At 71.1% G+C, this 14,733-nt stretch carries 14 protein-coding genes; all 14 read left to right on the top strand.

Annotated features, from left to right (window positions below):
* Positions 1–254 precede the first annotated feature (254 nt).
* Positions 255–2,165 (top strand): glycoside hydrolase family 9 protein, encoded by a 1,911-nt coding sequence (locus LQ940_RS18410; RefSeq protein ID WP_231244612.1) that lies wholly within the window; start codon positions 255–257, stop codon positions 2,163–2,165.
* 57 nt (positions 2,166–2,222) lie between these two features.
* Complete coding sequence (locus tag LQ940_RS18405; protein ID WP_231244613.1) at positions 2,223–3,167, top strand: LysR family transcriptional regulator; 945 nt, start codon at positions 2,223–2,225, stop codon at positions 3,165–3,167.
* A 314-nt stretch (positions 3,168–3,481) separates the two neighbouring features.
* A complete protein-coding gene (locus LQ940_RS18400; protein ID WP_231244614.1) occupies positions 3,482–5,044 on the top strand; it encodes a 4-hydroxyphenylacetate 3-hydroxylase family protein in 1,563 nt (520 codons plus the stop codon).
* Positions 5,045–5,070: 26 nt separating this feature from the next.
* A complete protein-coding gene (locus LQ940_RS18395) occupies positions 5,071–6,006 on the top strand; it encodes a VOC family protein (RefSeq protein ID WP_231244615.1) in 936 nt (311 codons plus the stop codon).
* Positions 6,003–6,746, top strand: coding sequence for a ribonuclease activity regulator RraA (locus tag LQ940_RS18390; RefSeq protein WP_231244616.1), 744 nt, complete (start codon positions 6,003–6,005; stop codon positions 6,744–6,746). Before LQ940_RS18395 ends, LQ940_RS18390 begins: the two co-directional genes overlap by 4 nt.
* Positions 6,743–7,174 (top strand): cupin domain-containing protein, encoded by a 432-nt coding sequence (locus tag LQ940_RS18385; RefSeq protein WP_231244617.1) that lies wholly within the window; start codon positions 6,743–6,745, stop codon positions 7,172–7,174. Before LQ940_RS18390 ends, LQ940_RS18385 begins: the two co-directional genes overlap by 4 nt.
* A 23-nt stretch (positions 7,175–7,197) precedes the next feature.
* Positions 7,198–8,739, top strand: coding sequence for an aldehyde dehydrogenase family protein (locus LQ940_RS18380; RefSeq protein ID WP_231244618.1), 1,542 nt, complete (start codon positions 7,198–7,200; stop codon positions 8,737–8,739).
* A 10-nt stretch (positions 8,740–8,749) separates the two neighbouring features.
* A complete protein-coding gene (locus LQ940_RS18375) occupies positions 8,750–9,187 on the top strand; it encodes a RidA family protein (RefSeq protein WP_231244619.1) in 438 nt (145 codons plus the stop codon).
* Positions 9,188–9,301: 114 nt separating this feature from the next.
* Positions 9,302–10,762 (top strand): purine-cytosine permease family protein, encoded by a 1,461-nt coding sequence (locus LQ940_RS18370; RefSeq protein WP_231244620.1) that lies wholly within the window; start codon positions 9,302–9,304, stop codon positions 10,760–10,762.
* Between the two features lie 34 nt (positions 10,763–10,796).
* Positions 10,797–11,309: a flavin reductase family protein gene (locus tag LQ940_RS18365; protein ID WP_231244621.1), complete on the top strand. Its 513-nt coding sequence runs from the start codon at positions 10,797–10,799 to the stop codon at positions 11,307–11,309.
* A complete protein-coding gene (locus LQ940_RS18360; RefSeq protein ID WP_231244622.1) occupies positions 11,306–11,467 on the top strand; it encodes a hypothetical protein in 162 nt (53 codons plus the stop codon). The genes LQ940_RS18365 and LQ940_RS18360 overlap by 4 nt, the downstream gene beginning before the upstream one ends.
* Complete coding sequence (locus LQ940_RS18355; RefSeq protein ID WP_231244623.1) at positions 11,464–12,288, top strand: fumarylacetoacetate hydrolase family protein; 825 nt, start codon at positions 11,464–11,466, stop codon at positions 12,286–12,288. Before LQ940_RS18360 ends, LQ940_RS18355 begins: the two co-directional genes overlap by 4 nt.
* Positions 12,289–12,439: 151 nt before the next feature.
* Positions 12,440–13,855, top strand: a complete 1,416-nt coding sequence (locus tag LQ940_RS18350) for a DUF4389 domain-containing protein (RefSeq protein WP_231244624.1) — start codon at positions 12,440–12,442, stop codon at positions 13,853–13,855.
* Positions 13,856–13,944: 89 nt separating this feature from the next.
* The gene (locus LQ940_RS18345; RefSeq protein WP_231244625.1) at positions 13,945–14,424 is read left to right on the top strand and encodes a hypothetical protein; all 480 of its coding nucleotides are present in this window, start codon (positions 13,945–13,947) and stop codon (positions 14,422–14,424) included.
* Positions 14,425–14,733: the final 309 nt, after the last annotated feature.

Below are 14,733 nucleotides of genomic sequence, written 5' to 3'. Positions count from 1 at the left end.
CGTCCGGTTGTCGGATCGGGCGCTCCGGGGCGCGGGGACCGGGGTCCTCCGGCTCTGCGGGCGGCGTCGTCGGCACGGGACTCCCTCCCGCCCAGCGGCGTCGTGACGTCCCCGGACTGATCCGGCTCCACGAGACTCGGGTCCACCGGCGCCGGTGGTGACGGACCTGCTACCGCCTTCGACGATACGCCTGCCTCCAGCACCCCCAGCGGGTCTCGGCCAGGTGCGCGCTCGCGGCCGTGCTTCCATGACCCGTGCTCACTCGACGCGGCGCCCTCCTCCTGCTGGTCCTCATCGTGACGCTCGTGGCGCCCGCGGTGACGCCGCAGACCTCGACGGCGGCGAGCCGGGTGCCCGCGGCGGTGGCGGCGGTGGTCCGGGTCAACCAGGTCGGCTACGCCGTCGGGGAGCCCGTGGTCGCCTACGCGATGACCCGCGCGGCGGCGCCGACCGCGACGTACTCCGTCGTCGACGAGGAGGGTGTGGTGGTCTCCTCCGGCGCGGTCGGCCCCGACACCGGACGCTGGAGCGAGCGCTGGCCCCATGTCTACCGGGTCGCGGCGCCGGCGGTCGCCGAGCCCGGGCGCTATCGCATCGTCCTGGCCGGTGCCGCGACCGGCACCTCCCCGACCTTCACCGTCGATGGGGGCCGTCAGCTCTACGAGCCGCTGGCCGCCAACGGCGTGCGCTTCTTCCAGGCCCAGCGTGACGGGGCCAAGCAGGTGCCCGGCTTGCTCGGTCGCCGTCCCAGCCACCTGGCGGACCGGCGCGCCCGCGCCTACGAGCCGCCGCGCCTGCGGGGCGGGCGGCTGGCGGGGGAGCTGCGAGCGACGGGTCGCCGGGTGAACGTCGAGGGCGGCTGGTTCGACGCGGGGGACTACCTGAAGTTCGTGGAGACCACCAGCTACGCCGACGCCCTGCTCCTGGTCGCCACCCGTGACGCCACCCGGCCGGTGCCGGGGCTCCGCGCCGAGGCGCTGTACGGCGCACGGTGGCTGGACCGCGCGTGGCTGGAGCGGCCGCGCACCCTCGTCTACCAGGTGGGCATCGGCGAGGGCGGCCGCGGCCTGCTCGGGGACCACGACGTCTGGCGGCTGCCGCAGGCCGACGACCGGAGGCGAGTGCGCCCCGGCTCGCCGGCGTACCTGCTCAAGCACCGGCCGGCGTTCGTGACCGGCGCGCGCGACCAGCGGATCAGCCCCAACCTCGCCGGCCGCACGGCGGCCGCGTTCGCCCTCGCGGCGCAGGTCCTCGCCGCCGACAGCCCGCAGCGGGCGCGTGCGTACCTCGCGAAGGCGCGAGGCGTCCTGGCCCGCGCGAAGACGCGGCAGGTCGGTCGGCTGCTGACGACCTCGCCCCACTCCTACTACGAGGAGGACGAGTGGCGCGACGACCTCGAGCTCGGGGCCGTCGAGATCGCGCTGGCCGGTCAGGTCCTGAAGGTGCCGCTCGCCCGGCAGCGCGCCGACCTGCGCCAGGCGGCGCACTGGGCACGGGCCTACCTGCGCAGCCCCCGGCACGGCTGGTACACCCTCGCCCGCGACGACCAGTCCGCGCTGGCGCACTACGACCTGGCCCGCGCGCTCGAGGCCCACCCGGACCTGCGGCTCGCGGTCACGCGTGCGGACCTCACCGGGGACCTAGCCGCCCAGCTGCGGATCGCCCGGACGCGGTACGCCGACCCCTTGGCGTTCGGCGGCGACGAGGATCCGGGCGCCGACTTCGCGTTCGGGGTCGCCGTCACCGAGCGGCGCTACCGCGAGCTCACGGGGGACGGAGGCTTCGCCGCGCTCGGCGGCTCCCTGCGCGACTGGGCGCTCGGGGCGAACGCCTGGGGCACCTCGCTGGTCATCGGCGCCGGCAGCACCTTCCCGCGCTGCCCCCACCACCAGATCGCCAACATCCTGGCCGCCCGCCCCGGCCCGGGCGGCACGCTGCTGGGCGCGGTCTCGAACGGCCCCGCCGAGGCGTCGGCGTTCCGCGGCCTGGGCAGACCGCGGGCCTACGCCCGCCGGTGCGCCGCGGGCTCGGGGTGGGCGGCCTTCGACGGCCAGGGTGCGCGCTACCGCGACGACGCCCGGGCGTACGCCGCGACCGAGCCGGCGATCGACTACGTGGCCGTCTCCGTGCTGGCCTTCGTGCTCGAGGGGCGTGCCGCCGGCTAGGTGACCCGGTCACCAGCCGCGCTGCTCCGGGCCTAGCCTGGTCCCGGGAGGCAGGTCATGGAGTTCAGACAGCTCGAGTACTTCCGGATCGTCGTCGAGGCCGGCTCAGTGTCGCGGGCCGCCAAGCGGCTCCATCTCACCCAGCCGCCGCTCAGCACCGCGATCTCGAGGCTCGAGAAGGAGCTGGGGGTGCAGCTCCTCGAGCGCACCGCGAAGGGCGTGGTCCCGACTGCCGCCGGGCTGCACCTGCTCGCCGAGGGCGGTCAGCTGCTGGCCCAGCGCGACCGGCTGGTACGTCGTCTCGCGCTGATGGGGGATGGGGCGATCGGCGAGCTTCGGGTCGGTGTCGAGCCGATGGTGGTCAACGAGCTGATCGCCGAGGTCGTGGGGGAGTTCGTCGACGCCGTCCCCGGCGTGCACGTCAGCCTGACCGACGCCGCGCCGGACGCCCTGCTGCAGGGTGTGCGGACCGGGGAGCTGGACATCGCGTGCGTGCCGTTCGGCCCCGACCAGTTCGCCGACTTCGTGACCGAGTTCTGCGACTACGAGCGGCTCGGACGGATGCCGGTGCAGCTCGCGGTCCCGACCGCCCGCAGGCGCGAGCGGCACGACGGTGCCCGCGGCTGGGGGAGGTGGGTCGTGCCGTACCGGCTCTCCGCCTTCAGCGGCTTCCCCGAGGCGATCGAGGCGGCGCTGGCCGACGACCCCACGTTCGACACCATCGAGGTGTCGACCCCGCAGACGGCGGTGGGCTTCGTCGCGGCCGGCCTGGGCGTGGCGCTGGTCACCGAGCAGATGGCCAAGGCCAACCCCGGCGTGGCCGCGCTCTGGGCGCCCGACTGGGTCCCGGACATGGGCGTCTCGCTGCTGTGGCGACGCGGCGCCGAGGTCACACCGCTGATGGCGCGGTGGGTCGAGGCCAGCCGCGCGGTGGCCCGCACCCGGCTCGTGGAGGTCGACTCGGATACGGCCGCGAATACCCCTGACGACGAATCCGAATGACTCGCCCCTCCTCCTGACGAGCCTCATCTCACGATACGAGCGCTTTCTCGACCGATCGGTCGGCTCCGTCGAAGGCGGGACTCGGGCCGCCGCCTGCGCCGACGCGTCAGTATTGCCGCAGGTCAGCGACCTGGTGGCCGAGGCCGTGAGCGCAAGCCCGACGTCCGGTCTGGGGGCGTGAGAGCGCAACGCCGCATGGATGTCAAGGCTCCAGGAGGCCTGTCTTGGGTGGTTGCCGCGTTGTCAGGATCCGCCGTGAGTCGGTCCCGAGACCTGGCTCACCTTTTTGCCACCAAGCCTGGAGAGCCGAGCCCATGAGCGAGCTGCTGATCAAGGACGACACGACCGAGCAGGACGTCGACCTCGTCCCCTTCACCGGCGAGGAGTACCTCGCCAGCCTTGACGACGGACGCGAGGTCTGGATCTACGGCGAGCGCGTGAAGAACGTCGCGGAGCACCCCGCGTTCCGTAACTCCGCTCGCATGATCGCCCGCATGTACGACGCGCTGCACGACCCGGCCCGCAAGGACATCCTCACCACGCCGACGGAGTGGGGCGGCTTCACGCACCGCTTCTTCCGCGCCGCGAACAGCGTCGAGGAGCAGGTCGCCGCCCGCGACGCGATCGCGGAGTGGCAGCGGATCACCTGGGGCTGGATGGGCCGCTCGCCGGACTACAAGGGCTGCTTCCTCGGCACCCTCGGCGCTAACTTCGACTTCTACCGCGGCTACGAGGAGAACGCCCTCGCCTGGTACCGCAAGGCGCAGGAGCGGACGTACTACATCAACCACGCGATCATGAACCCCCCGGTCGACCGCGCCGACGGCGCCGAGGCCGGCAAGGACGTCTTCATGCGGGTCACCCGCGAGACCGCCGAGGGCATCTACGTCTCGGGCGCCAAGGTGGTCGCGACCGGCTCGGCTCTCACGCACTACACGTTCGTCGGCCACGTCGGTCAGGTCGCGATCCAGGACCCGGCGTACTCGCCGGTGTTCATCACGCCCACCAACGCCCCCGGCGTGAAGCTCATCTGCCGCACCTCCAACGAGTACCGCGCCGCCGTGCTGGGCAGCCCGTTCGACTACCCGCTCTCCAGCCGGCTGGACGAGAACGACGCCATCCTGGTCTTCGACGAGGTCTTCGTGCCGTGGGAGAACGTGTTCATCCACAACGACCTCGAGCAGGCCAACCGCTACAACGTCCACTCGGGCTACCTCGAGCGAGCCTCGCTGCACGGCTGCACCCGGTTCGCGGTCAAGCTCGACTTCCTGGTCGGCCTGCTGTCCAAGGCGCTCGACGTGACGGGCGCCGGGGAGTTCCACGGCGTGAAGTCGCAGCTGGGCGAGGTCATCGCCTGGCGCAACACCTTCTGGGCCCTCTCCGACGCGATGGCCAAGAGCGGGGTGCCGTGGAAGAACGGCATGGTCCGCCCCGACCCGCACTTCGCCGGTGCCTACCGGGTGATGAACCAGCTCGCGATGCCGAAGATCAAGAACATCATCGAGCAGGTCGTCGCCAGCGGGCTCATCTACCTCAACTCCCACGCCAGCGACTTCAAGGCGCCCGAGATCAGCGGCTACCTGCAGACCTACCTGCGCGGCACCAACGGCATCACCGCCGAGGAGCGCGTCAAGGTCATGAAGATGCTGTGGGACTCCATCGGCACCGAGTTCGGCGCCCGCCACGAGCTCTACGAGATCAACTACATCGGCAGCAACGACGTCACCCGTCAGACCAACCTCTTCGCCGCGATGGGCACCGGCCTGCTCGAGGAGTGCCGCGAGTTCGCACAGTCCGCGATGGACGACTACGACCTCGACGGCTGGACCGTCACGGACATGGTCTCGCCCGACGACGTCAGCATCCTCGGCCGCTGACGGCCGGGACCGAGAGAGAGGCAGCCATGGCGACCGCAGTCGACTGCGCCCAGGTCACCTATGAGATCCCCGACCTGGCGCTCCAGGAGAGGTTCCTGACCGCGTTCGGGATGACCCGGGCGGAGGGCAGCGACGAGCAGACCCTCTACATGCGGGGCACGGGGACCCAGCACCACATCCATGTCAGCCGCAAGGCGTCCAAGCAGCGCTTCGTCGGGGCGTCCGTCGAGATGGCGACCCGCGCGGACCTCGACGAGCTCGCCGCCATGGAGGGGTCCTCGCCGGTCCGCGAGGCCACCGAGCCGGGAGGCGGCCTCGAGGTCGTCATGCACACCCCGGACGGGATCGAGATCAAGGCGATCTGGGGTCGCGCGGCGGCCGAGCCGATCCCGGACCGGGCGCCGTTCAAGTTCAACAACCTGGTCGAGAAGCCGCGCGTCCACGAGCCGGTCCGGATCAGCACCGCCCCGTGCACCGTCGCGCGGCTGGGGCACTTCGTGCTTCACGTGAGCGACCACGACGCGACCGTGGCCTGGCTGACCGAGCGCTTCAACTTCCTGCCCTCGGACTACATGGTTCCGCCGGGCACGGACGGGCCGCCGTACGGCACGTTCCTCCGGCTGGACCTCGGCGACCAGCTGGTCGACCACCACTTCCTGCTGGTCCTGCAGTCGGACTGGGTCGGCGTGCACCACAGCGCCTTCGAGGTCCTCGACCTGGACGCGGTCATGTCGGCGCACGACTACCTGCTCCAGGAGGGCTTCTCGCTCGACGTCGGTGTCGGCCGGCACCGTCTGGGCAGCCAGGTCTTCGACTACTGGAAGGACCCGCACGGGTTCCGCATCGAGCACTACACCGACGGCGACGTCGTGGACGCCGGCCACCGGCCCACGTCCTTCAACGGCACCGCGAGCGAGACGACGCAGTGGGGCAACCGCCCGCCGCTGGAGTTCTTCCAGTGAGCCCCGAGGAGGAGGCGGCCCTCGAGCAGCTGCGCCAGGTGGGCACCGCGAACGTCGCCAACGCGCTCTACGCCCGAGGCTTCCGCAACGTCGTGATGCACGGGGTCGCCCCGCTGGTCGCCGGTCAGGAGCAGCTGGTGGGTCCGGCGTACACCCTGCGCTTCATCCCGGCTCGTGAGGACCTGGACTCGATGGCGGAGTACGGCAAGGACTCCAACCTGCACCGGCGCGCCATCGAGGAGGCGCCGCCCGGCTCGGTGCTGGTGATCGACGCCTTCGGCTCCACCCGCGCCTCGTCCATGGGCGACATGATGGCCGCCCGGCTGCGCCGGCGCGGGGTCGCCGGGGCGATCACCGACGGTGGCTACCGCGACACCACGGCGATCGCAGCGACCGGCCTGCCCTGCTACCAGCGCGGCAACGCCACGCCCGCCACCCCGATCGTGCTGCACCCCGTCGCGCTGGACGAGCCGATCGGCTGCGCCGGCGTGGCGGTCTACCCCGGCGACATCGTGGTCGGGGACAACGACGGGGTCGTGGTGATCCCACGTCACCTCGTCGTCGAGATCGCCGAGGCGGCCTACGCCGCCCACGAGTACGAGCAGTTCGCCGAGCTGCAGATCGGGGCCGGTCGACCCCTCTTCGGCCTGTTCCCCGCGACCCCGGAGAGCACGACGGAGTTTCACGCCTGGGTGGCCGCCGGCCGCCCCGCCCCAGAGGAGCCAGAGGAAATCGCATGACCGACGTGAACGAGGCCACCATGAAGTCCCTCGAGGTGCTGATCCACGCCACGGAGCTCGATGAGGACCAGTGGATCGACTACCCGGAGTACGGCTTCCGCCAGTACTTCCTGTTCAAGAACGAGGAGACCGGGGCCAGCATCGCGCTGCTCGAGTACGAGCCCGGCGGCCGGATCCCCACCAAGCACACCCACGCCTCGAACCAGTTCATGTACTGCCTCGAGGGCGACTACGAGTACACCGACTCCGGCAAGCGGCTGCGGCCCGGGTCCTTCTACATGAACCCGAAGGACCACCCGCACGGCCCCACCCTCGCGCACGAGCGCAGCGTGCTGGTCGAGATCTACGACGGCCCGCACTACTACGAGAAGCCCGAGTACCACACCGACGAGACCATCGGCGACTTCCTCGCCAAGGACCCGGCATGACCGCCGTGAACGGGAGCAAAGACATGACCGACCAGAGGTTCGACACCGCCGAGGCGCTCGCCGCCTTCGGCCTCCAGCGGGTCCACTCCGGGACCTACTCGGCCGGCACCGGCTGGGGCCCGGTCGAGGGCCGCGACCTGATCGACGCCGAGTGCCCCGCCGACGGCACCGTCGTCGCCCGGGTCGCCAGCTCGACGGCCGCGGACTACGAGGAGATCCTGGCCACGGCGACCGCCGCGCAGGAGCGGTGGCGCGACGTCCCCGCGCCGCGGCGCGGGGAGCTGGTGCGCCGGATCGGCCAGCTGATCGACGAGAACATGGACGCACTGGCGGCCATCGTCTGCCTCGACACCGGCAAGTCGGTGATGGAGGCCAAGGGCGAGCTCAAGGAGTCGGTGGACATGTCCGTCCTGGCGGCGGGCCAGGCACGGATGCTCTACGGCCACACCCAGCAGTCGCAGCGGGTGGACCACCGCATGTACGACCAGTGGCTGCCTCTCGGCGTCGTCGGGATCATCAGCGCCTACAACTTCCCCGCGGCCGTGTGGGCCCAGAACGGCTTCCTCTCCGCGATCGCCGGCAACACCGTCATCTGGAAGCCCAGCCCGAAGGTGCCGCTGACCGCGATCGCCGTGCAGCAGCTGGTCAACCAGGCTGCCGAGGAGCTGGGTCACCCCGGGGTCTTCTCGCTCTACCTCCCGGCGGACGACGCCGACGCCGAGCTGATGGTGGCCGACCGGCGCGTCGCCATGATCTCCTTCACCGGCTCCACCGGTGTCGGCAAGCGGGTCGCCGCGGTGGTCGGCTCGACCCTCGGCCGGCGCTACCAGCTCGAGTGCTCCGGCAACAACGGCTGCATCGTCGACGAGACCGCCGACCTGGACCTCGCCGCCAAGGCACTGACCTTCGGCGTCGTCGGCACCACCGGGCAGCGCTGCACCAGCACGCGTCGGGTCATCGCGCACGTCGACATCGTCGACGCGCTGGTGGAGAAGATGAAGCTGGCCTTCGACCAGATCCCCCTCGGTGACCCGCGCGACCCCGACAGCGTCGTCGGCCCGCTCATCGACGCCGCCGCGGTCGACCAGTACCGGCGGGTCCTGGAGCAGGCGACCGCCCAGGGTGCCTCCGTGGTCTACGGCGGTCAGGTCCTGGACCGGCCGGGGCTCTACGTCGAGCCGGCCATCGTCACCGGCGTGAAGCCGGACTCCGAGATCGCCCAGGAGGAGACGTTCGCCCCGATCGTGTCGGTGCTGACCTACGAGACGCTCGACGAGGCGATCCGGATCCACAACGACGTCGCCCAGGGCCTGGCCTCCGGCATGCACTCCACGAACCTCACCCACATCGAGACGTTCCTGTCGGCGCGCGGCAGCGACTGCGGGATCGTCCGGATCAACATGGGGACGACCGGCGCCGACGTCGGGGCGGCCTTCGGTGGGGAGAAGGAGACCGGGGGCGGGCGCACCGCCGGGTCGGACGCCTGGCAGGGCTTCATGCGCCGCCAGTCGGTGTGCGTGAACTGGGGCGGTACCTCCGCCTGGGACCACCTGATCGAGCTGTGAGGAACCCGTCATGAACATCGCCATGGACACCGTTGCCAGCACCCAGGGCCAGAGGAAGCAGCGGGTCCGCTCGGACTCGGTGCGCGAGCCCGCCGACAAGCTGTGGTCGAACTGCTACCGGATCGGCGACCTCGTCCTCGTCTCGGGCATGACCGCCCGGGCCGACGACGGCGAGACCGTCGTCGGCGGGGAGTACGAGCAGGCCCAGGTGATCTTCACCAAGATCAAGGACCTGGTCGAGGCCGCCGGCGGCGTGATGGACGACGTGGTCAAGATGACCATCTTCGTCACCGACATCACCCAGAACCGCGCCGTCTGGAAGGCCCGCGAGGAGTTCTTCACCGGCGACTTCCCCGCCTGCACCCTGGTCGAGGTCTCCAGCCTCGCCAAGCCCGAGATCGTCCTCGAGATCGAGGCCATGGCGGTCGTCGGCTGCAGCGCCGGCTGACCGCCCCCTGCACCCGCTCCACCCCACGTCTCGGACCGTCGCTCCACTCACCGTCCCCGATCCGGGCCCGACTCCTGTCGGCGTCCGCTGAGGTGCCCACTCGAAGGAACACCCATGACCTCTGTCGAACAACCCCGCTCACCCGAGTCCGTGAGCTCCTCGCTTGCCGCGGCCGCCGAGGACCACGCCCTCGTGAGCGTCCCTGCGGCCGACCGGCGCAACGGCTTCCAGCTCGCCCTCTCGCCCGTCAGCGTCGCCACGGCCCTGGTGATCTTCGCGATCGCCGGGTTCACCGTGACCCTGGCCGGCTTCGTCTGGGGCCTGGTCGCCGGCGTCGCGGTCGGGCTGTTCGGCTTCGCGCTGGGCAAGCTGCTCGGTGACATGGCCTACCGCACCGGCCTGTCGGGCACCGTGACCTCCAGGTTCTTCGGCTTCGGGCAGCGAGGCTCGGCCGTCGGCTCGGTCGTGTTCGCGGTGATGATCCTCGGCTTCCTCGCCGTCGAGTCCGCGCTGCTCTACGAGGGCACGCTCCTGATGTTCGAGTGGGAGGACACCTGGGCCTCCAAGATCGGCGTGTACGGCGTCCTCACCCTGCTGTGGATCGCCCTCGCCATCTTCGGGCTCAAGCTCGCGCTCCGGGCCGGGGCGGCGATGATCGTGGTGACCCTGCTGGTCACGGCGTACATGATCGTGCAGATCTACGTCGTCGACGGCGCGAGCATGTCCGCGGTGTTCGAGTTCGAGGGCGTCGTGCCGGGCGGTGGCTGGACCAAGTTCGAGACCGCCGTCTCGGTCATGGGCGCGACCGCCGGGACGATCGCCCTGGTCACCGCCGACTTCGCCCGCTACGCCCGCACCGGCCGGGACGTGACCGTCCTGGCGGCCGCCGGACCTCTGGTGCAGAACGTCGTCATGATCGTGCTCGGGTCGCTCGTCGTCATCGGCGGCATGCCCGAGGTCGTGGAGTACCTCATGGCGCGCGACGCCGGCCTCAGCCCCGAGGCGGCGGCCGGTGCCGGCAGCGGCCTGGTCATGGGCAACACCGGTGCGTTCTTCGTGATCTTCGCCGGCTGGGCCGGCTTCATCACGATCTACGCCGCGCAGGCGAAGGCGCAGGCGATCAACGCCTACTCCGGCTCGCTGACGCTGGTGAACCTCGTCGACTCCCTGTTCGGCAAGAAGCCCGGTCGCGCCGTCATGGTCGTGGTCGGCAACCTCATCGCCCTGGTGATGATCGCCGCCGGCATCCTCGACGAGTTCAACACCTACCTGACTTACCTGGGTGCGATGACTCTGGCCATGGCCGGCGTCATGATCGCCGACTACTACGTGGTGCGGCGCGGGAACGTCGACGGGAGCCACCGGGTCGAGCGGTGGAACTGGGCGGGCGTGATCACGCTGGTCCTGTCCGCCGGCATCGGCATCTGGCTGATGGAGGCAGAGGTCCTCACTCTCGGCTTCCTGGTGTCATTCGTGGTCGCCCTGGTCGGCTACCCGCTGCTCCGCTCGGCGATGCCCGAGGGCACCGCCACCGGCTACGTCGACGAGGCCGATGCCCTCGCCGAGGCGTTCTGACCACTCTCGAGTGCACGTCAAGAGGAGAGATCCCATGTCCCACAAACTGATCGACGCGCCCCCTGTCGCGGACTCGGGCGCCCTGCGCGCCGCCTTCGGGCGGTTCGCCACCGGCGTCGTCGCGGTGACCTACGAGGCCGACGGGGTGCGCTACGGCATGACGGCGAACTCCTTCACCTCCGTCTCCCTGGACCCGGCGCTGGCACTGGTGGCGGTCAAGAAGACCTCACGTGCGCGGGAGTTCCTCGAGACCGGCTACTACACCGTCAACGTGCTGGCCGAGCAGCAGCTTGACACCGGCCTGCACTTCGCCGGCCGGCCGGGCGGCGCGGAGGTCGAGTGGCTGACCACGGGCCGATCGCCTCGGCTCGCCGGCGCTCTGGCCTACTTCGAGTGCGAGCCGTGGGCCACCTACGACGGCGGGGACCATGTCCTCGTCGTGGGCCGGATCACCGCCTTCGGCGAGGGCGTGGAGGTCGCCGAGGCGGCTCCGCTCGTCTTCTTCGAGGGCGCGTGGCGGCGGCTCGCGGCGGGGGCGTGCGCATGAGCGCCACCGTCGGGTTCGCGGGCGACTACCTCGACCTGCTCCTGGAGGCCTCGTTCCGGCCGGGCCCCCAGACGCCGGCCGCCGGTGAGGACCGGGCGGCGGGAGAGGCGTTCCCACCGGTGCTCCTCCGAGGTCTGGCGGAGGTGCTGGGGCGATGAGGCTCGCGACGATCCGCACCGAGGACGGGACCCGGGCGGTCCGCCTCGAGGGGGACCGGCTGGTCGACCTCGGCCGGCCCGACCTGGGCGCGCTGCTCGCCGAGGCGGACTGGGAGCTGGCCGCGTCGGCCGACGGGGGCCGGACGTTCGCGGCCGCGGGGGCGGACTTCGCCCCGGTGGTGCCGAGCCCGTCGAAGGTGGTCTGCGTCGGGCACAACTACACCAACCACATCCAGGAGATGGGACGCGAGCTGCCGGCGTACCCCACCCTCTTCCCCAAGTTCGCCGACACCCTCATCGGCGCCAACGACCCGCTCGTCAAGCCGCCGGAGACCGACCGGCTGGACTGGGAGGTGGAGCTCACCGTCGTCATCGGGCGTCAGGTACGACGGGCGTCGACCGCCGAGGCGGAGGCCGCGATCGCCGGTTTCACCGTCATGAACGACGTCTCCGTGCGCGACTGGCAGTTCCGCACGATCGAGTGGACCCAGGGCAAGATCTGGGACTCGACCACGCCCGTGGGCCCCTACCTCGTGACCCCCGACGAGCTGCCGGGCGGCGTACGTCCCCGGCTGAACGTCCGCACGCTCGTCGACGAGGTGGTCATGCAGGACGACGACACCGCGACGCTGCTCTTCGACCCGGTCGCGCTCGTGGAGTACGTCTCGACCGTGATCACACTCCGGCCCGGCGACCTGATCGCGACCGGCACCCCGGCCGGGGTGGGTCAGGCGCGTGACCCGCAGGTGTTCCTGCAGCCGGGCAGCACGGTGACCACCGAGATCGACGGCATCGGCGCCTGCACCAACGCCGTCGTCTAGGTCTCGCTGACGTCCCGGCACGCGGTCGCGATCGGGTGCCGGTCGGCCCTCGACGTCGATGACCTTCGGCCCTGCACCGGCCAGGTGTCGGGACCGAAGGTGGCAGGGAGCGTCCGCTCCGCGGGTGCCGACTGGCGACGCAGGAGGCCCGATGTCGACCGAGGTCCCGACGGGGAGCGAGTCCTACCCCGTGCGTCTCGATGCCGAGCTCGACCCGCAGACCTCGCGGGCCCTCTGGCTGGTGAAGTGGCTGCTCGCGATCCCGCACTACGTGGTGCTGTGGTTCCTGGGGGTCGCCTTCACGGTCACGAGCGTCCTCGCCTTCTTCGCGATCCTGTTCGCCGGGCGCTACCCACGGGCGATGTTCGACTTCAACGTGGGGGTGCTGCGCTGGTCGTGGCGGGTCACGTTCTACGCCTACGGCGCCCTGGGCACCGATCGCTACCCGCCTTTCTCGCTGCACGACGTGCCCGACTATCCCGCCCACCTCGACGTGGACTACCCCGAGCACCTGTCCCGCGGGCTGGTCCTGGTCAAGTGGTGGCTGTTGGCCATCCCGCAGTACCTCGTCCTCTTCGCGATCTTCGGCGGAGGGGGGTACGCCGCGGCCGACGGGGACCTGTCCTCGGCCTGGGTCCCCGGACTGCTCGGGGTGCTGGTGCTCGTGGCGGCGGGCTACCTGCTCATCGCGGGGCGCTACCCCCAGCGCCTGTTCGACCTGGTGGTCGGGCTCAACCGGTGGGGCTTCCGGGTCGTGGGCTACGTGACCCTGATGACCGACCGCTATCCGCCCTTCGCACTGGACCAGGGCGGGCGCGACCCGGGGGGAGCAAGGCCGCCGCAGGAGGAGACCGGCTGGAGCGCCGGTCGGGCCGTGTTGCTGACGTTCGGCTCGGTGCTCGTGGCCACCGGGCTCACGATCGGGCTCATCGGGACGGTGCTGGGTCTGGTCGACGTCGCGGCCAAGGACCGGGACGGCTACCTGATGAGCGACCAGACGGACCTGTCCACCCGGACCAGCGCGATCACCTCGCCCAGCGTGGACCTGCGCGACGAGGCACCCGGTGACTTCCTGCCGGATGTGGTCACCGGCGACTTCCGGGTCACCGCCGAGCCGGTCGCCGGAGCCGAGCTCTTCCTCGGCCTCGCCCGCACCCGCGACGTCGAGGACTACCTGGCCGGGGTCGACTACGTCACCGTGACCGACCTGCGCGACGATGGACGCCCCGTCTACCGCGCCCACACGGGCTCTGGCACCGCGGCCGCCCCCGGCGAGCAGGACTTCTGGACGGCCCAGGACTCCGGCAGCGAACGGTTGAGCATCGACTGGGAGCCGGCCGCCGGCGAGTGGAGCTACGTCCTCATGAACGCCGACGGCAGCCCCGCGGTCCGCGGCGACGTCGAGGTGGGAGCCGAGCTCCCGATCATCGGGGCGGTCGTCGTGGTGCTTGCGGTGACGGGCCTCGTCCTGATCCTCCTCGGATTCGTTCTCGTGGCCCTCGCGCTGCGCGCCGCCTCCCGGCACCGTCGCGGCAGCCTCCGGGCGCCGCCGGCCGGGACCTCCTGACGGCGGCGGTCGGCGGCTAGGAGCCCTCTTTGCGTGTGCTGCGGTCCGGACGGGTACCGCCGACGAAGTCGAGAAACCTGGAGGGACCCATGTCCACCACCACCGTCATCATCCTGATCATCGTCGTGCTCGTGCTGCTCGCCGTGATCGGCGTCGCGGTCGCGATGGCCAACAAGAAGAAGGCTGAGGCCCGCCGTCACGAGGCCGAGCAGCTGCGCCTGCAGGCCGGCAGCCACCAGGGCGCGGTCGTCGAGACCGCCAGGGACGCCGAGCAGCGGGAGGCCGAGGCGAAGATCGCCCGCGCCGAGGCCGAGCGGGCCGAGCAGCGGGCCGCCGAGGCGCGCCAGGGCCACCACGTCGAGGAGGCCCGCTACGAGGACCAGCTGCGCGAGGCCGACCGGATCGACCCCGACGTCGACCACCGTTCCGCCGACTACCGCCCCCGTGCGGTCGACACGACCGGCGCCACGGGTACGCCGGAGACCACGGGCACGCCGGAGACCACGAACACCGACCCGGGCACTGCGCCGGAGGGCACCCACCGCGCCACGCCGGGCGGTCCCGCCTGAGGCTCCTGCGGGCCGGCTGCGCCGTGCGCGAGGCCCGACCTGGGACCCGTTTCCCGCCCGGACATGTGCCGGAAGCACAACCTTCACAGGTGCTCACAAGATTGATGGCACCAAAAAGTTTGGATCGGCGATTCGCTTGGTAGTGTCTGCCGTGCAACAGATGCAAGTTCCAGCTGGTCTGACGCCCGCGGAGTTTGTGATCCAATGGCGTTTCTGGTTTGTGGTAATACCAATCACGGGTCGGAGCGACGTGTCACCGCATCTGTGCGGGTCGCCGAAGTGGCGGCTTTCGTTCCGATAACAGGAGTA

Source organism: Nocardioides sp. cx-173 (assembly GCF_021117365.1).
Taxonomy (GTDB): Bacteria; Actinomycetota; Actinomycetes; order Propionibacteriales; family Nocardioidaceae; genus Nocardioides.
Note: the sequence above shows the minus strand (reverse complement) of the source record. Positions and strands in the feature narration are given on the sequence as shown.